The following is an 18,413-nucleotide window of genomic DNA, read 5'->3' on the forward strand; positions in this document are numbered from 1 at the left end:
CGTGGAAGCTCCGGTAGGGCTCATCGCGGACCCGGCGGGCGCCCGGTCGCTGGTCGTGGCGATGGACGGACCCTCAGGCACCGGGAAATCCAGTGTCTCGCGGCGCCTGGCGGCGCGCCTGTCGGCCCGGTATCTCGATACCGGTGCCATGTACCGGGTCGCGACCTTGCAGGTGCTGCGGGCCGGAATCGACCCGGCCGACAGTGCCGCGGTGTATTCGGCGATCACCGATATGCCGTTGCGGATCGGCACCGATCCGGAGCGTGAGCTGATCGAACTCGACGGCGACGATGTGCGCGCCGAGATCCGCGGGCCCGCGGTGACGGCGGCGGTGTCGGCGGTGTCGGCGGTGCCGGAGGTTCGTGAACAGCTGGTGGCGCTGCAGCGGGAGATCGCGGTGAGCGCCGGCCGGGTCGTGGTCGAGGGCCGGGATATCGGCACCACGGTGCTGCCCGACGCCGATGCCAAGATCTATCTGACCGCGTCCGCGCAGGCGCGTGCGCATCGGCGCAATCAGCAGAATATCGCCGAGGGCCGCGGTGACGACTACGCCGGCGTGCTCGCCGATGTACAGCGCCGCGATCGCCTCGATTCGACCCGGGCAGTATCGCCACTGCGGCGCGCCGAGGATGCGGTGCAGGTCGACACCAGCGAGCTGACGATGGACGAAACGATCGAAGAGTTGTACCGCGAGGTCGCCCGGCAGCTGGATCAGCCGCGCGAACGGCATGCGGCACGGCGCCGGGGAGCTGCCGGATGAGCGGGGACACGATGAGCGATGTACTCGCCGGAGACGGCGTATGGAGTGACGAAACCGACTGGGAGATCACCGATCTCGCGGGCGATCCGGATATCGCCGACCAGTTGGCGATGCCCACGCTGGCGGTGGTCGGTCGTCCGAACGTGGGTAAATCGACACTGGTCAACCGGATTCTGGGGCGCCGGGAGGCGGTGGTCGAGGATGTGCCCGGCGTGACGCGCGACCGCGTGTCCTACGAGGCCTCCTGGTCCGGCCGCCGCTTCTGGGTTCAGGACACGGGCGGCTGGGAACCGGACGCCAAGGGGTTGCAGCAGTCGGTGGCCCGTCAGGCCGAACTGGCGATGCACACCGCCGACGCCATCCTGCTGGTCGTGGACGCGGTGGTCGGCGCGACCGCCACCGACGAAGCGGCGGTGAAGGTGCTGCGCCGGGCGAAGACGCCGGTGATCCTGGTCGCGAACAAGGTCGACGATCAGCGGATCGAATCGGATGCGGCTGCGCTGTGGTCGCTGGGGCTCGGTGAACCGCGGATGGTGTCCGCGGCGCACGGGCGCGGCACCGGGGATCTGCTCGACGATGTGCTCGAAGTGCTGCCCGAAACGCCTCGCGAGGACACCGGCGGTGCGGGCGGGCCGCGCCGGGTGGCGCTCGTCGGGAAACCGAACGTCGGCAAGTCGAGCCTGTTGAACAAGCTGAGCGGCGACGAGCGGTCGGTGGTGCACGATATCGCCGGCACTACGGTCGACCCGGTGGATTCGCTGGTGGAACTGGGCGGCAAGGTGTGGCGGTTCGTCGACACCGCGGGCCTGCGCCGCAAGGTCTCCAACGCCACCGGCACCGAGTTCTATGCGTCGCTGCGCACCAAATCCGCGCTCGAGGCCTCCGAGGTGGCGATCATGCTGATCGACTCCTCACAGCCGATCACCGAACAGGATCTGCGGGTGATCAGCCTGGTCGCCGATTCCGGGCGGGCGCTGGTGCTGGCGTTCAACAAATGGGATCTGGTGGACGAGGACCGCCGGTTGCAACTCGACCGCGAGGTGGACCGCGATCTGATCCGGGTGCCATGGGCGCAGCGGGTCAATATCTCCGCGCACACAGGCCGCGCGGTGCAGAAGCTGGTCCCGGCCATGGAGACCGCGCTCGAATCCTGGGATAAACGGATCCCGACCGGGCGGTTGAACACCTGGCTGAAAGAGGTGATCGCCGCGACGCCGCCGCCCATGCGCGGTGGCCGGCTGCCCCGGGTGCTGTTCGCCACCCAGGCGACCACCCGCCCGCCGACCTTCGTGCTGTTCACCACGGGGTTCCTGGAGGCCGGCTACCGGCGGTTCCTGGAGCGGCGGCTGCGGGAGGAGTTCGGGTTCGACGGGTCGCCGGTGCGGATCTCGGTGCGGGTCCGGGAGAAGCGCCCGAAGAAGTAGATTGTCGGCGCTGATTGCGAAGGTGCGGTGGGGCCCGGTCGCGGACGTGTGATCGTGCTTTCAGCCCTCGAGACTCGCGGCTTCGCTGCATGGCGCTTCGAGGGCTGAAAGCACTTGTTGCGGCGCCGGGCGCCTGTATGCGGCGCGGTGAGTTCGGCGTGTGGTGTCGCCGGGTGCGGGCCACGGGGGGAGGGACGGCCACACCTCCGCTGATGGTCGGCCGTGCCGGGCAGCATGGTTGGGTCCGAATCGGAGTTCGGCGCGGGTCCGAGAGTTGGGTTCCGGAAGTGAGTCGTGTTCACCGGCAATGGCGGCGGAATCGTGGCGCCACAAAGGGAACTCGTGAAATCGCTCGGAAGCCGGGCTGTTTCCACCGCGACTGTGCGTAGGCTGGCAACTCCCGGTACCGTACCCGGGCGTGACCGGGAAACGTAGCGTGCTGGCCTCGACCCTCAGGGTGGGGAGAGCGCATCCAGTGCATGACACACTGATGCGCTACCATGTCGCTCATGAAAAAGCGGGTGGTCAAGCGTGCCTACAGGTACCGCTTCTACCCGAATCCCGAACAAGCCGAACAGCTCTCACGCACGTTCGGTTGCGTCCGCTACGTCTACAACCGTGCGCTCGCGGAACGCTCCCGCGCCTGGACTCAGGAACTACGCCGTATCTCGTATGCCGATTCGGACAGGATGCTCACCGCGTGGAAACGCGACCCCGAGACCGAATGGCTGACCGAGCCGTCGAAAGGCCCTTTGCAGGCAACGCTGCGGCATCTACAAGCCGCGTTCGACAAGTTCTGGCGCAAACAGACCGGATACCCGCGGTTCAAGAAGAAGGGCAGGTCGAAGGATTCGGCCACCTACTTCGGGAATTGCTTCAGCTACCGGGACGGTCGTATCAAACTGGCGAAACAATCGGAACCGCTGGACATAAGGTGGTCGCGGTCGCTGCCACGGGGTGCTGTCCCGTCACAGGTCACCGTGTCACGAGACACGGCGGGCCGCTACCACATCTCGATCCTGGTGGAAGAGACGGTTGCCGAGCTACCGGTCTCGCCGGACGCGCTCGGCGTGGATGCGGGGATTACCAGTCTGTACACGTTCTCAACCGGAGAGAAGGTTCCCAATCCCCGGCACGAGAAGCGCGACCGTGCCCGGCTGGTGAAGGCCCAGCGGGTGTTGTCGAAGAAAGAAATGGGCTCCGCGAATCGGGCGAAGGCTCGGTTGCGGGTGGCTCGTGTTCATGCCCGGATTGCGGATCGGCGCCGGGATCATCTGCACAAGCTCTCGACTCGGTTGGTGCGCGAAAACCAAGTGATCGCCATCGAGGATCTGAGTGTGCGGAATATGATCCGCAACAGAAAACTGGCGCGAGCGATCTCGGACGCCTCCTGGTCGAGGTTCCGGTCGATGCTGGAGTACAAGGCCGCCTGGTTTGGGCGCACCGTGATAGCGGTCGACCGGTTCTATCCATCATCGAAAATGTGTTCGGTGTGCGGGCGGATCAACGATTCGATACTGTTGCACACCCGCGAGTGGGAGTGTCTGTGTGGTGCGGTCCACGATCGGGATGTGAATGCGGCGAAGAACATTCTTGCGGCCGGGCTGGCCGTGCAAGCCTGCGGAGATGGTGTGAGACCGCCCCGCAGCTGATGCGGGAAGGCAACCGTCGATGAAACAGGAAGACTCTGCCGTGAGGCAGAGAATCCACCGCTTTCGGGCAATGGAGGAAGCCAATACTTGTCTGCGATCGAATCATCCGAGGCGGGAGCTGTAATGACTGTCGAGCAGCCGATCGAGGACGATGTCACGCAACTGGCCCAGCGAGTAGAACATGCCCGCAGCCGACTGGCCTACCAGTTCGATCCCGCGCTGACCGAGGCGCTGTCGGAAACGGAGCTACGCGCCGAACGTGAGCTCGCCGAGCGTATCCGCGAACAGGAGCGCGGGCAGCGCTGGAAGGAGATCCAGGCGGTCGCCTCGGCGAACGACCGGGCCCGGCAGACCACCGAGCAGATCGAGAAGGCGGATATGCGCGACCTCTTGCTCGCCCGTAAAGCCATCGCCGCGCAACGCCGGGAATCCAGCCCGCACGCCAAACTGGCCTCGCTGTACCGGCATCGGTCCTGGTCGTTGCGTGCGCTGGCCGGTGTGGTCGGGGCGGGAATGCTGTGGTCGGCGGTCAACGTCCAGCAGAACATCGCGCCCACCGGTCCCAGCGATCCCCTGTTCTGGTTCAGCTACCTGCTGGAAGCGATGATCAGTGTCTGCCTGATCATCATCATGATCGGCACCAACAAGGTTGCCGAATGGGGTGTGATCAACAATCGCAAGCAGACGGCCGCCGCCGAAATCGCGCTGCTGGGACTGACTGTCGGGCTCAACACCTATCCGTATCTCCGCATAGGTGATTGGTACAACATCGGGGTGCACGCCGTCGCGCCGGTGATGATCGGTGTTGCACTGCTCATCCACGACGCGGCCAGTGCCCGGTACGGGATGGCGATCCTGCGCGCTACCGAACAGGTTCGGGTGCTGCCCGATCCGGCCGCGCAGATCCGCAGCAGCCTGCCGCGGGTGAGCATGAAACTCGATCCCAATTCCGGAGAAGCGCGGGCGTTACCGACAGGCGAGACCGCGGCGGCGAAACCGGCGGCGCTGGAATCCGGTTCGGCGGCCGCCACCGGCGGCTCGGCGTTCCGGGCGGAGGGCAAGACCACCGAGTCCGCGAAGAAGCGCACCGCCGATCTCGCCGAGGTGACCTCCGGCCTGATCGGCCGGACGAGTTCCCTGCTGGACGAGCTGGCCACGAACTCCCCGCTGTTCGACGAACCCACCGCGAAATCCACTGCTCCGAAGGAGCACCGGACCGCGGAGGTCACCGATAAGCTTCCGGTCGCCAAGAAGCTCGCGCAGAGCAAACCGGGCGCTGCCGGAAACGGCGCCACGGCAGGCGGTCCGACCGAGTCGACGGCCAAGGGCAAATTGTCCGGTGACAAGGAGACCGACGAGTTTCTGGAAGTGGTGCGCTCCTCCGACGGCTATGACACGGGACAGTTCCGGGTCGCCGATATCCTGGAGCAGGAACTCGCCGAACTGCAGGCCGAACGGCGCAAGGCCCGGTCCGGCCGGACGCGCAGCGCGTCGACCAACGGAGCCTGACCGGCCGGCCCGACGGATAGTGCCCCGCCGCCCGGTCCGGATCGGCCCGGGCCGTCGTGTGTGCCCACGTGACGCATTACCGTGGAGAACGACGGTGAGGAGGCACGATGTCCGAGCGCAAACCCGCGGGGGTCGACTTCGAATCCTGGGTCGACCGCAAGATCCGTGAGGCCACCGAGCGGGGCGAGTTCGAGAACCTTCCGGGAGCGGGTAAACCGCTGCCGGGAGCCGGCAACCTGTACCACGACGAGGACGCCTGGTTGCGCGACTATCTGCGCCGGGAGGGCGTGAGCGGGGACGCGCTGCTGCCGCCCGCGCTGCTGCTGCGCCGCGAGGTGGAACGGCTGCCCGAATCGGTGCGTGGAGCGACCAGCGAGGCCGAGGTCCGTGAGACCGTTGCCGCACTCAACCGCCGGATCGTGGACTGGATGCGGGCGCCGACCGGCCCGCAGGTGCCGATCGCCCCGGTCGATGCCGACGATGTGGTCGCCGGCTGGCGGGCGGCGTCCGCCGGTGTGACAGCGCCACCCGGTGAGCGACCGTCCACCGGGCATTCCGAACCCGCCCCCGCACGGCAGTCCGGTCCCCGGCGGCCGTGGTGGCGCCGGATTCTGCGGGGCGGTTGAGCCGGTCGAGCCTCCGCGATCTCCGGGGCAGCTGAGTCGATAGCGCCCGGGCCGCCGCACCGGTGCGGTTGTATGGGGGAATGGATGCACGCACTCTCGCCGACCGGATCGAGATCACCGATCTGCTCACCCGCTACGCCACCGCCGTCGACGACAAGGACTGGGGGCTGTACCGCTCGGTGTTCACCGCGGACGCGCAGATCGACTACACCACGGCCGGTGGGCCCGCCGGGGATCTGGAAACCGTTGTCGCCCGGCTCACCGAGCAACTGGCGTTGTTCACGCGAACCCAGCACTTCGTCTCCAATATCGCGGTCGCGCTGGACGGGGACACCGCGAAGGTGCGTGCCATGTTCTTCAACCCGATGATCGTCTCGCCGGGCAAACAGTTCACCTGCGGTGGCTGGTACAACCACGATCTCGTACGGACACCGGAGGGCTGGCGCAGCGCCCGGCTGGTCGAGGATGCGGCGTGGTTCGACGGTCTCGAGGCCGCGTTTTCCTGAACGATCCCCGCGCGGTGATCCAGGACACCCCGCCAGTGCGCGATTACCGGATTGAACCCGGGAGGGCCGGGTACGCGGCCGATATCCGACCGAGCAACCGAGATTCGGAGGTGGATATCGTGGCCGAGCACAAGACCGCACGCGAGGGCATCGAAGGTGTCGTCGAGGGCGCGAAGGGCAAGGTCAAGGAGGCCGCGGGAGCGGTACTCGACAACGACTCGCTGCGTACCGAAGGCAAGGCCCAGCAGGACAAGGGCGAGGCGCAGCGCGCTGCCGCCGAGAAGGAGAGCGAGGCGCAGCGCGAACGTCTGGAGGCCGCCGATGCCGAACAGCGGCAGCGGGCCCAGCAGGACCCGGGCCATGGGCAAACGGTGGCGCCGACCCCACGTGACGTCTGAGCACGCGGCCCGGTAGCGCATACGCCGGCCGGGCCGGAAGCCGACCGCGGCGACCTCCTCGGGAGGTCGCCGCGGTTTCTTGCGGAGGGCAGGAGGCCGGCCTCAGCCCGATGCGGTCGCCCGATCGCGGGCCGGGTCACCGTCGCTGCTGCCTTGCAGTTCGTAGATCGCGAAAGCCTTGCCGATCACCGGCTGGGCGACATTGCGTACCCGGATACCGCCCGGTGTGCTGCCGCGTTCGGTGCCGGCGTGCGCATGTCCGTGCACGGCCAGGTCGGCGCCGTGGGTGTCGATGGGCTCACCGAGCAGATAGGACCCCAGGAAGGGGTAGATCTCGCGGGGTTCCCCGTGCAATGTGTCGCTGATCGGGGCGTAATGGGTCAGCACGATCGTGATATCGGTGTCCAGCCCGGCCAGGGCACTGTCCAGCGCGGCCGCCAGCTCGACGGTGTGACCCGCGAACTCACGCATCAGTCGTTCCCCGAAAACACTCGCGCATTTTCCGGCGAATCCCCCACCGAACCCCTTGGTGCCGGCGACGCCGAGGGTCGAGCCGTCGATCTCGACGGTGGTGGCGCTGCCTTCCAGCACGGTGATACCCGATGATTCCAGGGTGGCGGTCATCTCGGCCGCGGCATCGCTGTGATGGTCGTGATTGCCGAGCACGGCGACCACCGGTACGCCCGCATCGGCGAATTCGTGCGCGACGACCTCGGCTTCGGCCGGCGTACCGTGCCGGGTCAGGTCACCGGCCAGGAGCAGCACATCGGCCAGCGCCGGCAGCTCGCGTAACGCCGGACGTAGCAGCCCGCGCGAATCGGTTCCCAGGTGGATATCTCCGACAGCGGCGATCCGCATCTGCCCCACTCCTTCCACTCGGTGTCAGGCACCGAGGTCTTCGCTGTCGCCCGGCCGGGCAGTCGCGGTGACGTGCACATCGTTGTGGATCGGCAGCCCGGGGGCGATATCGTGCACCACGTCCTCCAGCAGTCGCCGCCGCTGTGCGGTGCCGACTTCGCCGGCGAGGACCACGACCTCGCCGCGGATCCGCACATGCACACCCTGTTCGGCCGTGCGCGGGTCTTCGGCCAGCGCCCGATGGAGTTCGGCGGCCAGATATTCCGGGGGCCGCTGCCGGGGGGAATTCGGGTGACCGGACATCTACTCCGCCTTTCCGGAAGTGTGTGGCGGTGCGGTGGTGTCGGCGATACCGAGATCGTCGATCAGCCCGAGGAAGGCCCGCGCATAGGGCGAATGCTGGGTCTGCGCGCGCACCGCGGGCCAGTCCACCTGTTCGCGCAGATCACGGGAGATGCGCAGCAGCGGGCTGAGATCGAGCCGGTGCGCGTCGAAGACCAGCAGTTTGTCCACCAGCAGATCGGTGCCGTCCACCACAGGCGCGACCGTGGGCCCCACCCGCATGATCTCGGCGCGGCTCAGGAGGGCGTCGTCGACCTCCCGGTTGTTGGGCCGGTGGATGATATCGATGAGGGTGTCCCCGTCGTAGGCCTTGGCCAGCCAGTCCTCGGCCGCGTCCGCTATCCGCAGGCCGGCCCGGGCCAGTTCACTGCGCGCCCGCGCGCTGTCGGCGGGTTTGACGAACAGGTCGACATCGTGGTCCGAGGGCGGGCCGCCGCGCGCGTATACGGCGCAACCACCCGCCACGGCGAAAGGTATGCCCTGCTGCGTCAGGGCGTTCGCGGCCCGGGTCAAGGCGTGCAGCAACTGCTCCTCCGTCGGAACCATATTCGGCGGCTACCCGCGTGCCGTACGACTAATCAGCGGACGACCTGGGGCCCGTCTCGGGCCGGGCACCCCGTCAGGTGTCCCGGCACCGTCTCCGGCGGCGGTGGCTGGTATCGCACAGCGGGTAGGTGCGCGACCGCTTGCACAGGCAGATCGCGACAACGAACCGGTCCGCGTGGATGATCTCGCCGTCCGCGCCGACGAGTTCCACCGGGCCGTCGACCAGGGCCGGCCCGTCTTCGGTGAACACGATCCGGGTGGGTCGTGCGGCGGGGCCGGCCGGTTCGTCATCGTGTCCGGTCGGCACGGATCACCACCAACTCCTCGTGTCGCTGTCCGGGCCGGATCAGGCCCCGGTCCCGGAGCCAGCCGATGCGCCGGGTCAGCACCGGGCCGAACGGGATCATCGTGCGTGCCACGATCGTCGCTTTCAGGCCGCCGTCACGTAATTGGGCGAGGCTGGTCGCGGTCCCGGACAGGGTCGAGTGCACGATCAGGGCGGTGCCGCCGGTGGCGAGCAGCCGCGGCATCATGACGCACAGTGGATCGAGCACGGACCGTCCGTGCCGGCCGGCGTCCCAGGCCCGGGCGGCCCGGCCGCCCGGGACCGGCCCCGCGCTCGGGACATACGGCGGATTGGCCACGATCACATCGAATGTGCGGCCGTCGACCACCCGGGTGATATCCCCGCACAACAGTTCCAGCCGCACCCCGCACAGCCGGCTGTTGAGCCAGGCGGCGGCCACGGCGGCCCGGGACAGGTCCACCGCGGTCACCGACGCCGCGCCGGACCGCGCGGCATGGATGGCCAGCGCACCCGTCCCGGTGCAGGCGTCGAGTACCCGGGTTCCCGCCGGTAGTGCCGCCTCGGTCATCGCTCGGGCCAGCAGCCAGGTATCGGGTTGCGGCCGGTACACCCCCGGTGCCCGGACCAGCATCGCGCTCACCGGGCCTCGGTCCGCAGCGAGCTGTCACCGGTCTGCCAGCAGCGCAGCATGGCCTCGGTGCAGCGGTTTTCGAGCAGTTCGGTGGCCTGGATGCCGAAAACCACCGATTCGGCGAGTTCGGGTTCGGCGGTGAGCAGATCGGCGAGGACATCGCGACGCACGATCTGTTCGTGCACGGCGTCCGCGGTGACGTGCTCGGCGTAGAACCGCACGCAGTCGGGATGCGCGGAGAACCGGCGCAGGGCGTCGACCATGAGTTGTGAAGCAGGGGAGGAGCTGATCTCCACCGCCGCGAAGTGACCCACCAGGGCGCCGCGCAGCGACCGGTGCAGCCCGAACAACGACATCATGTCGACCAGGGTCAGCATGGGGGCCGGCACGATGTCCAGGTAGTGCAGGTAGTCCGGGATGAGCCCGGCACCGCGCAGCAGATCGGCGTAGAGGCGGGCGTGGATCCGATCGCCGTCCCCGCCGCCGAATTCGTCGAATTCGACCGCCACCAGCGCGGCTTTCGCCCGGCCGCGCAGCCGGGGGATCACCCAGGCGACGGGGTCGGCTTCCTTGAGGTGATAGATCGAACGCTGGACGAAATACTCGCACGCCTGCCACCAGGTGCCCTCGTCGCGGAGCCGGCGCGCGATCCCGCCGTCCGCGGGAGCGGTGAGCAGCCGGTCCAGTTCGGCGGTCACATTGTGACCGCCGGGCACCTCGGCGCGTAATGCGTCCTCGAACCGGCGTTCCAGCTGCCGGCGCAGCCCGAGGAGGCCGCTGTCCCATTCCCATTCCGGGTCGACACCGCGGAACCCCTGGTAGTGGAGTTCGTAGCAGGTGTGCAGGGTCAGCTGGAAATCCTCCCCGAACGGGTCGAGATCCGGTGGTGGCGGGGGAACCGGGCTGCCGGGTTCGGCCGGAAGCAGGGTGATCACATCGGCGGACAGCATCCCGCGGGGCGTCGGCAGGCGCGTTCCCCGGGAGACAGCCCCCGTGGCGGCGAGTGTTTCGACCATGGATTCACCTTTCGTGTGACCGCGTCGTCCGCGCGGATATCCGGCCACTGACCGTCGCCTTCGTCGGCCCCCGCACCCGGCCGGGTGCGGCTCCGTTGTCCCCGCAATAGCCGCGCTCGCGCGAGGTAAACGTGGGAGACCACGGAGGATCGGCGGCGCGGTGTACAGGGGGAACGAGTCGTGCCAGAATGGGGCACAGGTTGAAACACGCAGCCGAACCCGGTGCGGCGTATGCCGGCAGTGGGGCGTACCGGAGGGGCGGTGAGCTCTCCGGTTACCGGTCCCGAACGCGTAGCCAACCGGAAATCCCGAACCGCGACGGATGGGATTGATATGTCGGTAACCACCACTCTGTACCAGGTCGACCAACACCGGAGAAGCGATCCGCGCGCCACGTGGGCCGGTCGGATGTGGTCGCGGCGCAGCCCCGACAACCCCGACTGCCTCGTTGCCCGGGTCGAGGGCGAACTCGACGCGGTCGGACTCGACGATTTCCGTGCCCTCCTCGCCGGTTGCCACAGCGCCGGCTGCGGCGTGGTCGTGCTGGATCTGCGCGCCACGACGTTCCTGTGCATCCGTGCTGCGGCGGCGCTGGCCGAAGCCAAAAGCGACGCATGGCGTTCGGGGGTCGAGTTGCGGCTGGTCAGTGGCCGGAAGGATATCGAGCGTGTCCTGGCGATCACCGGGGTGCGCCACCGGTTCCGGTTCTACCCGACCCTGCGTGCTTCGCTGATCACCTGAGGCAGAGTCGACGAGACCACCGCCGGTGTCGACCGGCGGTGGTCTCGTCGTATCCGGCCGATTCGCCGGTGACGCGGGGCGAGAGCGATTTCGCCGCGAGATCGCCCGGCACGAACGCTCGCCTGGTCGGATCCTGCGCGGTGGCCGGTGTGCGCGGCCGTGGGTAGCCGCGGCGATGCGCAGGAATGGCCGGGGTCCCGGTTTCGTCGCGCGGAGGCGGGGTACCTGCGCATGTGACAATCAGGCCGAGGACAGACAGCCGCGGTGTCGCCCCCGGGCCGAGGCCAGGACGGCCCGGGGGCGCCCCCGGCCCATTTCGGTGGGCCGCAGGATCGAGGTGGTGGTGCGGATGGTGGACAGCGTCTCCGACTCTGTGGATACGACAGCACGGGACACGAGAACAGTCGGCGTGCGCGTCCCGGCGCAGTACGAGCAGTTGGTGATGCTGCGCGCGCTGGCCGAGACGGTATCGCTGATCGCGGACTTCGGCTTGGACGAGGTGACCGATATCCGGTTGGCTCTCGACGAGGTGGCCACATCGCTCATCACGACCGCCGTTGCGAATACGTCATTGAGCTGCGACTTCGATTACGACGAGCACCGCATGACAGTGCGCGTAGCCTCGACTGCGGCGGCCGACGGGCTTCTCGATCAGGAGGGGTTCGGCTGGCATATCGTGCGGACGCTGACCCGCGGGGTGAGCGTCGTGCAGCACCCCTACGACGTGGCGAGCGGTGGATACCCGACCGATGTCGAATTCAGCTGGTTCCGAGGAGGCGCCGATGGCGCATGAGGCAGCGCGGGTGGATCCAGGACCCTCACGCCGCCATCGTGGCACCGACAGCTACGACAATATCGAGCCGTTGTTCAGCGAAATGGCCGCACTGCCCGAGGCCGCGGCCGAACGGGCGGCACTGCGTGCGGAGATCCTGGACCGCTGCTTACCGCTGGCCGAGCACATCGCCCGGAAGTTCTCCGGCCGGGGCGAGGCCTATGACGATCTGCTGCAGGTGGCGCGGCTGGGCTTGCTGAACGCGGTGGAACGCTTCGACGTCGCGCGGGGTTCGTCGTTTCTGTCGTTCGCAGTGCCCACGATCATGGGGGAGGTGCGCCGGCACTTCCGGGACAACACCTGGTCGGTGCGTGTCCCGCGGCGTGTCAAGGAAACCCAGCTCAGCCTGGGCCCCACGATCGAAATCCTGTCCCAGCGGCTGGGCCGGGTACCGCGAGCCCGCGAGATCGCCGAGGAACTCGGCATCGATCTGGTGGAGGTCACCCAGGCGCTGATCGCCGGAAATGCCTATCAGACATCCTCACTCGACGCGCCCGGCGGTGAGGACAGCGATTCCACCACACCACCGCTGGTGGAATCGCTGGGCACCGAGGAATCGTCGTACGGCTGGCTGGAGGATTATCTGGCGGTCGAACCCTTGATCGGTGAGCTCTCCGACCGAGAGCGCCAGGTCTTGCGGATGCGTTTCTTCGAATCCCGGACGCAGTCCCAGATCGCCGAACAGCTCGGGGTCTCGCAAATGCATATCTCGCGGATACTGTCGCGGACCCTGGGGTGGTTGCGGGAGGAAGCATTACGCGACTGACCGGGTCACGCCCGGGCCGCCGTGGCGGCGGCCGTGCTGGGCGAGCGGGTGAAGACACCGCGCAGGAAGGCGGCCTGTCCCGCATGCTGGAGATCGTCGGAGATCACACTGACCAGCCGAACCGCCATCGTCACGGGCGGGTCCCAGTTCTCGTCGACCACCGTCGCGAGATCCTTGTCGGTCAAGCCGGCGACGAATCGCACGGTATGTGCGTGGACGGCGTCGTAGTAACCGGTCAGCACTTCCGCCGGGGCGCGCACCCTGGCGACGTCGGCGGGGGTATCCCCGTAGCCGGTGGCCTGCCGGTCGATCGGTAGATCGAACCGTTCGTACCATCCGCGACCGGTCCAGAAGGAGTCGGTGCCGGCGAGTTCGGCGAGGTGCTCGTCCTGGACCCGGGTGAGGTGCCAGACCAGCCAGGAAATGGTGTTGGCGGCCGGGTCGACCCGCGAGTTCAGGGCGTCCTCATCGAGCCCGTCGACGGATTCGTGCACGACCTCCCGGATCCGGTCGAAGGCATCGGTGAGGATCTCGACACTGTTCATGACTGTCTCCGTAGCTCGTTGTGTATGCCTGCAGCGACGGTCGTGGCCTCCGTGTCGTGGGGTCACGGTGCGCCTGGTGTCGCAATACCACCACCGGGTGTCCGGCAAACCGCCCGGAAGTCCGGTGCTCCGTAGGACGGGCCGTAGGTCCGAACGGGAAAAGTAGAACGTGTTCTTGCCGCGGCGGGTGGCTCGTGCCAAGGTGACAGCATGGATCTGCAGGCACTCGAACTCATCCGCGGTCTCAAATACCGGTACTTCCGCACGCTGGACCTCAAACAGTGGGACGATTTCGCCGCCACTCTCGACCCCGAGATCGAAGCCCGCTACGGCACCCACGTGATGGGTAGCGCGCTCACGCTCGACGGCCGCGCCGCCGTGGTCGAGTTCATGCGCAAGAACATGGGTCCGGGCGTCGTGACCACCCACGTCGCCAACCATCCGGAGATCGTCGTCGAGGGTGATACAGCCACCGGCAGCTGGTTGTTCGAGGATACGGTCATCGCCACCGATTTCGGTGTGCTGATCCGGGGCGCCGGGTACTACACGGATCGTTATCGCCGCGGCGACGACGGAGTCTGGCGGATCTCCGCCACCTCCTACGTCCGGATCTACGAGTCCTCACAGTCGCTGGCCGATACCCCCAGCCATAAGTTGATCAGTAATATGTGGGCGCCCGCCGGCGGGCACTGAGACCGCTCAGGGCACCAGGACCGCACGGCCGCGGATTCGGCCCTGCTCCAGCAGTTCGTAGGCGTGGGCGCCGTCCGCCAGGGCGAACTGCTCGGTGCGGGCGGCGATCCGGCCCGCGCGGGCCAGTGCGATGCTGTCGATGAGATCGCGTTTCGTACCGCCGTAGGATTTGCGCACCGTTGCGCCCCACGGTAAACCCGGCCCGCCCGCGGGACCGGCGGTGATCTCCGGGTTGCCGTCGCCCAGCCCGATCATCCGGTACGCGCCGTTGGGTCCGACGGCGCGTACCGAGAGCTGGGCGGTGGCATCCACCCCGACGAAATCGAAGACCGCTTCCGCCCCGCGGCCGCCGGTCATCTCGAGGATCCGGGCCGCGGTGTCCTCGCCGGCCGGCAACACCTCGTGGGCGCCGCATTCGGTGGCGAGTTCCAGCTTGGCGGTATCGGTGTCCACCGCGACGACCCGGGTCGCGGTGAGTGCGCGCAGGATCTGGATACCCACATGGCCGAGGCCCCCGGCGCCGATCACCACGGCCGTCGAACCGGGGTACAGCTGGTCGCGGGCGCCGCGGATGGCGTGATAGCTGGTGAGGGCGGCATCGGCCAGCGGTGCCGCGGCGACGAAATCCATATCGCCGATCGGTACGAACGAATTCGCCGGTACCGCGACGTATTCCGCCATACCGCCGTCGGGTCCGAGGCCGGGGCAGGGGGGCATGGCCACCCGGCCGGCGGCGCGGCAGACGTTCTCGTTACCGCTCGCGCATTCGGGGCAGATCCCGCACGACCAGCACAGATAGACCACTCCGCGTTCTCCGGTCGTACGCCCCTGGACCTGGTCGCCGAGCGCGGCGATCGTTCCCGCTATTTCGTGTCCGAGGGTCAGTGGTTCGTCGCGCACCTTGAACGGCAGGTGCAGCACGTGCAGATCGGAGTGGCAGATACCCGATGCGCCGACGCGGAGCAGCAGTTCGCCCGGGCCGGGCTCGGGTATGGGGACTTCACGTATCTCCAGCCGGCCGGGCTCGGTGAGTTGCAGGGCGCGCATGGGTTTCCTCCCGATCCGACTGTATGACGTGCCTCACAAAGCTAGGGCGCGGGCGGAGTGCTGACAAGAGTTGATTTTTCTTGACACCTGTCAAGTCGCGCCCTTAGTGTGCATGTGACCGGCATCACTGCCGAGCCGGATCCGTCGATCGGCGGAATGCGCAGGAGGTCGTATGCCGAAACCCACCGTCGCGGTCATCGGGGCCGGTATCAGCGGTCTGACGACCGGAAAAATGCTGGGCGACTACGGGATTGATTACACGTGTTTCGAAGCCTCGGACCGGATCGGCGGAAACTGGGCGTTCGGTAACCCGAACGGGCACTCCAGCGCGTATCGGTCCCTGCATATCGATACGTCGAAATATCAGCTGTCCTTCCGGGACTATCCGATGCCGGACAGTTACCCCGACTTTCCGCACCACAGCCTGATCAAGGAGTACCTCGAGGGCTACGCCGCCGCATTCGACCTGAAACGGGCCATCGAATTCGGCAACGGTGTCCGCCACGCCCGTCCGGTGGACGGCGGCTGGGATATCGAGACCGAAAGCGGCGAGAACCGCCACTTCGACCTACTGGTCGTCGGCAACGGCCACCACTGGGACCCCCGGCTGCCGGACTTCCCGGGAGAGTTCAGCGGGCAGTCCATCCACTCCCACTCCTATATCGATCCGCGCACCCCGCTGGATCTGTACGGGAAACGCATCCTGATCGTCGGGATCGGGAACAGTGCCGCGGATATCACCGTCGAACTGTCGTCCCGGGCGATGGACAACGAGGTCTGGCTGTCCACCCGGTCGAGCGCCTGGGTGGTCCCGAAGTACTTCGCGGGCACCCCGGCCGACCGCTACTTCCGCACCGTCCCCTATGTCCCACTGTCGTGGCAGCGCAAGCTCGTCCAGACCTTCACGCCGTACATCTCGGGCGATCCGGAGAAATACGGTCTGCCCGCACCGAACCACAAGTTCTTCGAGGCCCATCCCACCCAGTCGGTGGAACTGCCGCTGCGGCTGGGTTCCGGCGATGTGGTGGCCAAACCCGACGTGAGCCGGCTGGACGGCGCGACCGTGCATTTCACGGACGGCTCGCACAAGGATTTCGACGTCATCATCTACTGCACGGGCTACAACATCACCTTCCCGTTCTTCGATCCGGAATTCATCAGCGCGCCGGACAACCGGATCGCGCTGTACAAACGCATTTTCAAACCCGGTGTGGACAACCTGGCGTTCGTCGGGTTCGCACAGCCGTTTCCCACCCTGTTCCCGTTTGTGGAATGCCAGGCCCGGCTGGTCGCCGCCTACGCGGCGGGGTACTACCGCCTGCCGTCGGAGGCGACGATGCGCACAGTCATCGAGGCGGATCAGCGCCGGTTCACCGGGCATGTGGTGGACCGGCCGCGGCACACCCAGCAGCTGGACTATTTCGTCTACGAGCGCGATCTGCGGCTCGCCGAGATGCCTGCCGGGCTGCGCCGGGCGCGCGCGGTCGGTGCGCTCCCGGCGGGACGCGCCGGATGACGGCGCGTTCACGCACCGACCGGCGCACTCCGCAGCGCGGTGACCAGCGCCGCAGCGCGCTGCTGGTGGCGCTGGACGAACTGCTGCGCGATAACGACGGCCGGCTCGAGGCCGTCAATATCGCCGAGATCTCCCGGCGGGCCGGGCTGACCCGTTCGGCCTTCTATTTCTACTTCGAGAACAAGGCCGGCGCGGTCGGGGCCGCCCTGGAGGACATCTACGAGGAAGTGTTCGCGGTCAACGATATTCTCGTCGGCTCCGGCGAACCGGCCGGGCGTATCGAACGGACGATCCGCGGGCTCGTGGATTTCTGGGACCGTCACCGGCACCTCTACCGCGCCGTTCTGGAGGCACGCAGCGCATCGCCGGCCGTGCGCGATATCTGGGAGTCCGAACGCCAGGCGTTCATCCCGTCGATCGCGGCCATGATCGAGGACGAGCGCCGGACCGGACGCGCACCCGCCGGCGGTGACGCGTCCACGCTGGCCGATGTGCTGCTGCTGCTCAACGAACGACTGCTCGAGCGCCTCACCCTCGGTGCGGAACTCGACCGGGAAAGCTATATCGAGTCGGTGGTCACCGTCTGGCTGCGGTCGATCTACGGCCGCGAACCCGGGCCGAGGCCCGCCGACACCACCATCGCGAGGAACCACCATGACCCTGCAGCACACCCCTGAACCCGCCGCCGACCCCGCCGAACTCACCTTCCGTTCGGGCGAAGAACGCTGCCACGCCTGGTACTTTCCGGCCGGCAGCGCCGACCTGGAGGGGCCGGACGGTCGTCCGATCGCGGTGATGGCGCACGGTTTCGGCGGTACCAAGGATTCCGGGCTCGAACCGTTCGCGCGGGCCTATGCCGCGGCGGGAATCGATGTGCTCGCCTTCGACTTCCGGCACTTCGGCGCCAGCGGGGGTAGCCCCCGGCAGCGCGTCCGGATGGCGGACCAGGTCGCCGACTACCGGGCAGCGATCGCCGCGGCCGCGGAACTGCCGGGAGCCGACCCGCGCCGCGTGGTGCTGTGGGGAGTCTCGCTGTCCGGGGGGCACGTATTCGCCGCGGCCGCGGCCGCCCGCGCCACGCCGGAGAAAGCGGCCACCGCGAGTACGGCGCTTGCCGCGCTCGTCTCGGTGACCCCGCTGGTGGACGGCCGCGCGGCGGCGGCACTGGCCGTACGGTCCGGCGGTGCCGCGGCCACCCTGCGGGGCGCGTATGCCTCGGTGCGGCGCCGGTTGGACGCCGTGACCGGTGGGCCGGGCCTCATCCCGCTGGTGGGGCGGCCCGGCGAAGTCGCGGCGCTGGCGCTGGACGGTTACTACGAGTCCTACTGCGCGCTGGCCGGTCCGACCTGGCGTAACGAGATCGATGCGGGTGTGCTGCCGCAGCTGGCGGGCTACCGTCCGGCGCGCGCCGCGGCCGGGTTGCGCCTGCCGGTCCTGGTGCAGATCGCCGATTTCGATCGCGGGGCGCCCCCGGACGCCGCGGCGAAGGCGGCCTTCGCGGCGCGGGCCGAGGTCCGGCACTATCCCTGCGACCATTTCGGTGTCTGGCCGGGCAACCCGTACTTCGAGGCGGCCGTGCGGCATCAGGTGATGTTCCTGCGCCGTCATCTCGACGCGCTCGGCTAGACGTACTTCCGCGTGCGCTCCGAGGCTCCGCCGTTACGGCGGCGCGGCGCCGGAACCGGCTCTGCGGTAGCG

General features: G+C 68.0%; 22 protein-coding genes. 14 read left to right on the forward strand and 8 right to left on the reverse strand.

Features of this window, described 5'->3' with window-relative positions:
- Positions 1–61: 61 nt before the first annotated feature.
- The 7 genes from cmk to ACIA75_RS31080 all read left to right on the forward strand — a co-directional run bounded on the left by cmk (position 62) and on the right by ACIA75_RS31080 (position 6,875).
- Positions 62–760: a (d)CMP kinase gene (gene cmk / locus ACIA75_RS31050; protein WP_397111093.1), complete on the forward strand. Its 699-nt coding sequence runs from the start codon at positions 62–64 to the stop codon at positions 758–760.
- Positions 757–2,184 carry a ribosome biogenesis GTPase Der gene (gene der, locus ACIA75_RS31055; RefSeq protein WP_397110408.1) on the forward strand — a complete coding sequence of 476 codons (1,428 nt, stop codon included), beginning with the start codon at positions 757–759 and terminating at the stop codon, positions 2,182–2,184. The genes cmk and der overlap by 4 nt, the downstream gene beginning before the upstream one ends.
- Positions 2,185–2,693: 509 nt before the next feature.
- A complete protein-coding gene (locus ACIA75_RS31060; RefSeq protein WP_397110410.1) occupies positions 2,694–3,836 on the forward strand; it encodes an RNA-guided endonuclease InsQ/TnpB family protein in 1,143 nt (380 codons plus the stop codon).
- A 123-nt stretch (positions 3,837–3,959) separates the two neighbouring features.
- On the forward strand, positions 3,960–5,345 hold the full coding sequence (locus tag ACIA75_RS31065) for a hypothetical protein (RefSeq protein ID WP_397110412.1): 1,386 nt from the start codon (positions 3,960–3,962) through the stop codon (positions 5,343–5,345).
- A 107-nt stretch (positions 5,346–5,452) separates the two neighbouring features.
- A complete protein-coding gene (locus ACIA75_RS31070) occupies positions 5,453–5,971 on the forward strand; it encodes a DUF1992 domain-containing protein (RefSeq protein WP_397110414.1) in 519 nt (172 codons plus the stop codon).
- 80 nt (positions 5,972–6,051) lie between these two features.
- Positions 6,052–6,477, forward strand: coding sequence for a nuclear transport factor 2 family protein (locus tag ACIA75_RS31075; protein ID WP_397110416.1), 426 nt, complete (start codon positions 6,052–6,054; stop codon positions 6,475–6,477).
- Positions 6,478–6,596: 119 nt separating this feature from the next.
- A complete protein-coding gene (locus ACIA75_RS31080; RefSeq protein ID WP_397110418.1) occupies positions 6,597–6,875 on the forward strand; it encodes a CsbD family protein in 279 nt (92 codons plus the stop codon).
- Between the two features lie 102 nt (positions 6,876–6,977).
- Here the strand turns inward: ACIA75_RS31080 and ACIA75_RS31085 are convergent, their stop codons facing one another.
- The 6 genes from ACIA75_RS31085 to ACIA75_RS31110 form a co-directional block, all read right to left on the reverse strand.
- Positions 6,978–7,733: a metallophosphoesterase gene (locus tag ACIA75_RS31085; protein WP_397110420.1), complete on the reverse strand. Its 756-nt coding sequence runs from the start codon at positions 7,731–7,733 to the stop codon at positions 6,978–6,980.
- Between the two features lie 24 nt (positions 7,734–7,757).
- Entirely contained in the window at positions 7,758–8,036 is a 279-nt protein-coding gene (locus ACIA75_RS31090) for a BON domain-containing protein (RefSeq protein WP_397110422.1), read from the reverse strand.
- Entirely contained in the window at positions 8,037–8,621 is a 585-nt protein-coding gene (locus ACIA75_RS31095) for a nucleotidyltransferase family protein (RefSeq protein WP_397110424.1), read from the reverse strand.
- Positions 8,622–8,694: 73 nt separating this feature from the next.
- The gene (locus tag ACIA75_RS31100) at positions 8,695–8,928 is read right to left on the reverse strand and encodes a CDGSH iron-sulfur domain-containing protein (RefSeq protein ID WP_397110426.1); all 234 of its coding nucleotides are present in this window, start codon (positions 8,926–8,928) and stop codon (positions 8,695–8,697) included.
- Entirely contained in the window at positions 8,909–9,559 is a 651-nt protein-coding gene (locus ACIA75_RS31105; protein ID WP_397111094.1) for a HemK2/MTQ2 family protein methyltransferase, read from the reverse strand. Before ACIA75_RS31105 ends, ACIA75_RS31100 begins: the two co-directional genes overlap by 20 nt.
- Positions 9,560–9,564: 5 nt before the next feature.
- Positions 9,565–10,575, reverse strand: a complete 1,011-nt coding sequence (locus ACIA75_RS31110; RefSeq protein ID WP_397110428.1) for an iron-containing redox enzyme family protein — start codon at positions 10,573–10,575, stop codon at positions 9,565–9,567.
- A gap of 333 nt (positions 10,576–10,908) precedes the next feature.
- Here ACIA75_RS31110 and ACIA75_RS31115 point away from each other — a divergent pair, with 333 nt between their 5' ends.
- The 3 genes from ACIA75_RS31115 (at position 10,909) to ACIA75_RS31125 (ending at position 12,914) form a co-directional block, all read left to right on the forward strand.
- Positions 10,909–11,316 (forward strand): STAS domain-containing protein, encoded by a 408-nt coding sequence (locus ACIA75_RS31115; RefSeq protein ID WP_397110430.1) that lies wholly within the window; start codon positions 10,909–10,911, stop codon positions 11,314–11,316.
- A gap of 349 nt (positions 11,317–11,665) precedes the next feature.
- Positions 11,666–12,109, forward strand: coding sequence for an anti-sigma factor (locus ACIA75_RS31120; protein ID WP_397110432.1), 444 nt, complete (start codon positions 11,666–11,668; stop codon positions 12,107–12,109).
- On the forward strand, positions 12,099–12,914 hold the full coding sequence (locus ACIA75_RS31125; RefSeq protein WP_397110434.1) for an RNA polymerase sigma factor SigF: 816 nt from the start codon (positions 12,099–12,101) through the stop codon (positions 12,912–12,914). Before ACIA75_RS31120 ends, ACIA75_RS31125 begins: the two co-directional genes overlap by 11 nt.
- A gap of 5 nt (positions 12,915–12,919) precedes the next feature.
- Here the strand turns inward: ACIA75_RS31125 and ACIA75_RS31130 are convergent, their stop codons facing one another.
- Positions 12,920–13,459: a DUF664 domain-containing protein gene (locus tag ACIA75_RS31130; protein WP_397110436.1), complete on the reverse strand. Its 540-nt coding sequence runs from the start codon at positions 13,457–13,459 to the stop codon at positions 12,920–12,922.
- A 210-nt stretch (positions 13,460–13,669) separates the two neighbouring features.
- Between ACIA75_RS31130 and ACIA75_RS31135 the strand changes: the two genes are divergently transcribed.
- Positions 13,670–14,152 (forward strand): nuclear transport factor 2 family protein, encoded by a 483-nt coding sequence (locus ACIA75_RS31135; RefSeq protein WP_397110438.1) that lies wholly within the window; start codon positions 13,670–13,672, stop codon positions 14,150–14,152.
- Positions 14,153–14,158: 6 nt separating this feature from the next.
- Here the strand turns inward: ACIA75_RS31135 and ACIA75_RS31140 are convergent, their stop codons facing one another.
- Complete coding sequence (locus tag ACIA75_RS31140; RefSeq protein ID WP_397110440.1) at positions 14,159–15,199, reverse strand: NAD(P)-dependent alcohol dehydrogenase; 1,041 nt, start codon at positions 15,197–15,199, stop codon at positions 14,159–14,161.
- A gap of 172 nt (positions 15,200–15,371) precedes the next feature.
- On the opposite strand from ACIA75_RS31140, the gene ACIA75_RS31145 reads away from it, so the two are divergent.
- Genes ACIA75_RS31145 through ACIA75_RS31155 form a run of 3 tightly spaced genes read left to right on the forward strand, consistent with a single transcriptional unit; the run spans position 15,372 to position 18,341 of the window.
- Positions 15,372–16,715 carry a flavin-containing monooxygenase gene (locus ACIA75_RS31145; protein WP_397110442.1) on the forward strand — a complete coding sequence of 448 codons (1,344 nt, stop codon included), beginning with the start codon at positions 15,372–15,374 and terminating at the stop codon, positions 16,713–16,715.
- Positions 16,712–17,392, forward strand: a complete 681-nt coding sequence (locus tag ACIA75_RS31150) for a TetR/AcrR family transcriptional regulator (protein ID WP_397110444.1) — start codon at positions 16,712–16,714, stop codon at positions 17,390–17,392. The genes ACIA75_RS31145 and ACIA75_RS31150 overlap by 4 nt, the downstream gene beginning before the upstream one ends.
- Positions 17,370–18,341: an alpha/beta hydrolase gene (locus ACIA75_RS31155; protein ID WP_397110446.1), complete on the forward strand. Its 972-nt coding sequence runs from the start codon at positions 17,370–17,372 to the stop codon at positions 18,339–18,341. Before ACIA75_RS31150 ends, ACIA75_RS31155 begins: the two co-directional genes overlap by 23 nt.
- Positions 18,342–18,413 lie beyond the last annotated feature (72 nt).

This window comes from Nocardia sp. NPDC051750, from assembly GCF_044453135.1.
Lineage (GTDB): Bacteria > Actinomycetota > Actinomycetes > Mycobacteriales > Mycobacteriaceae > Nocardia.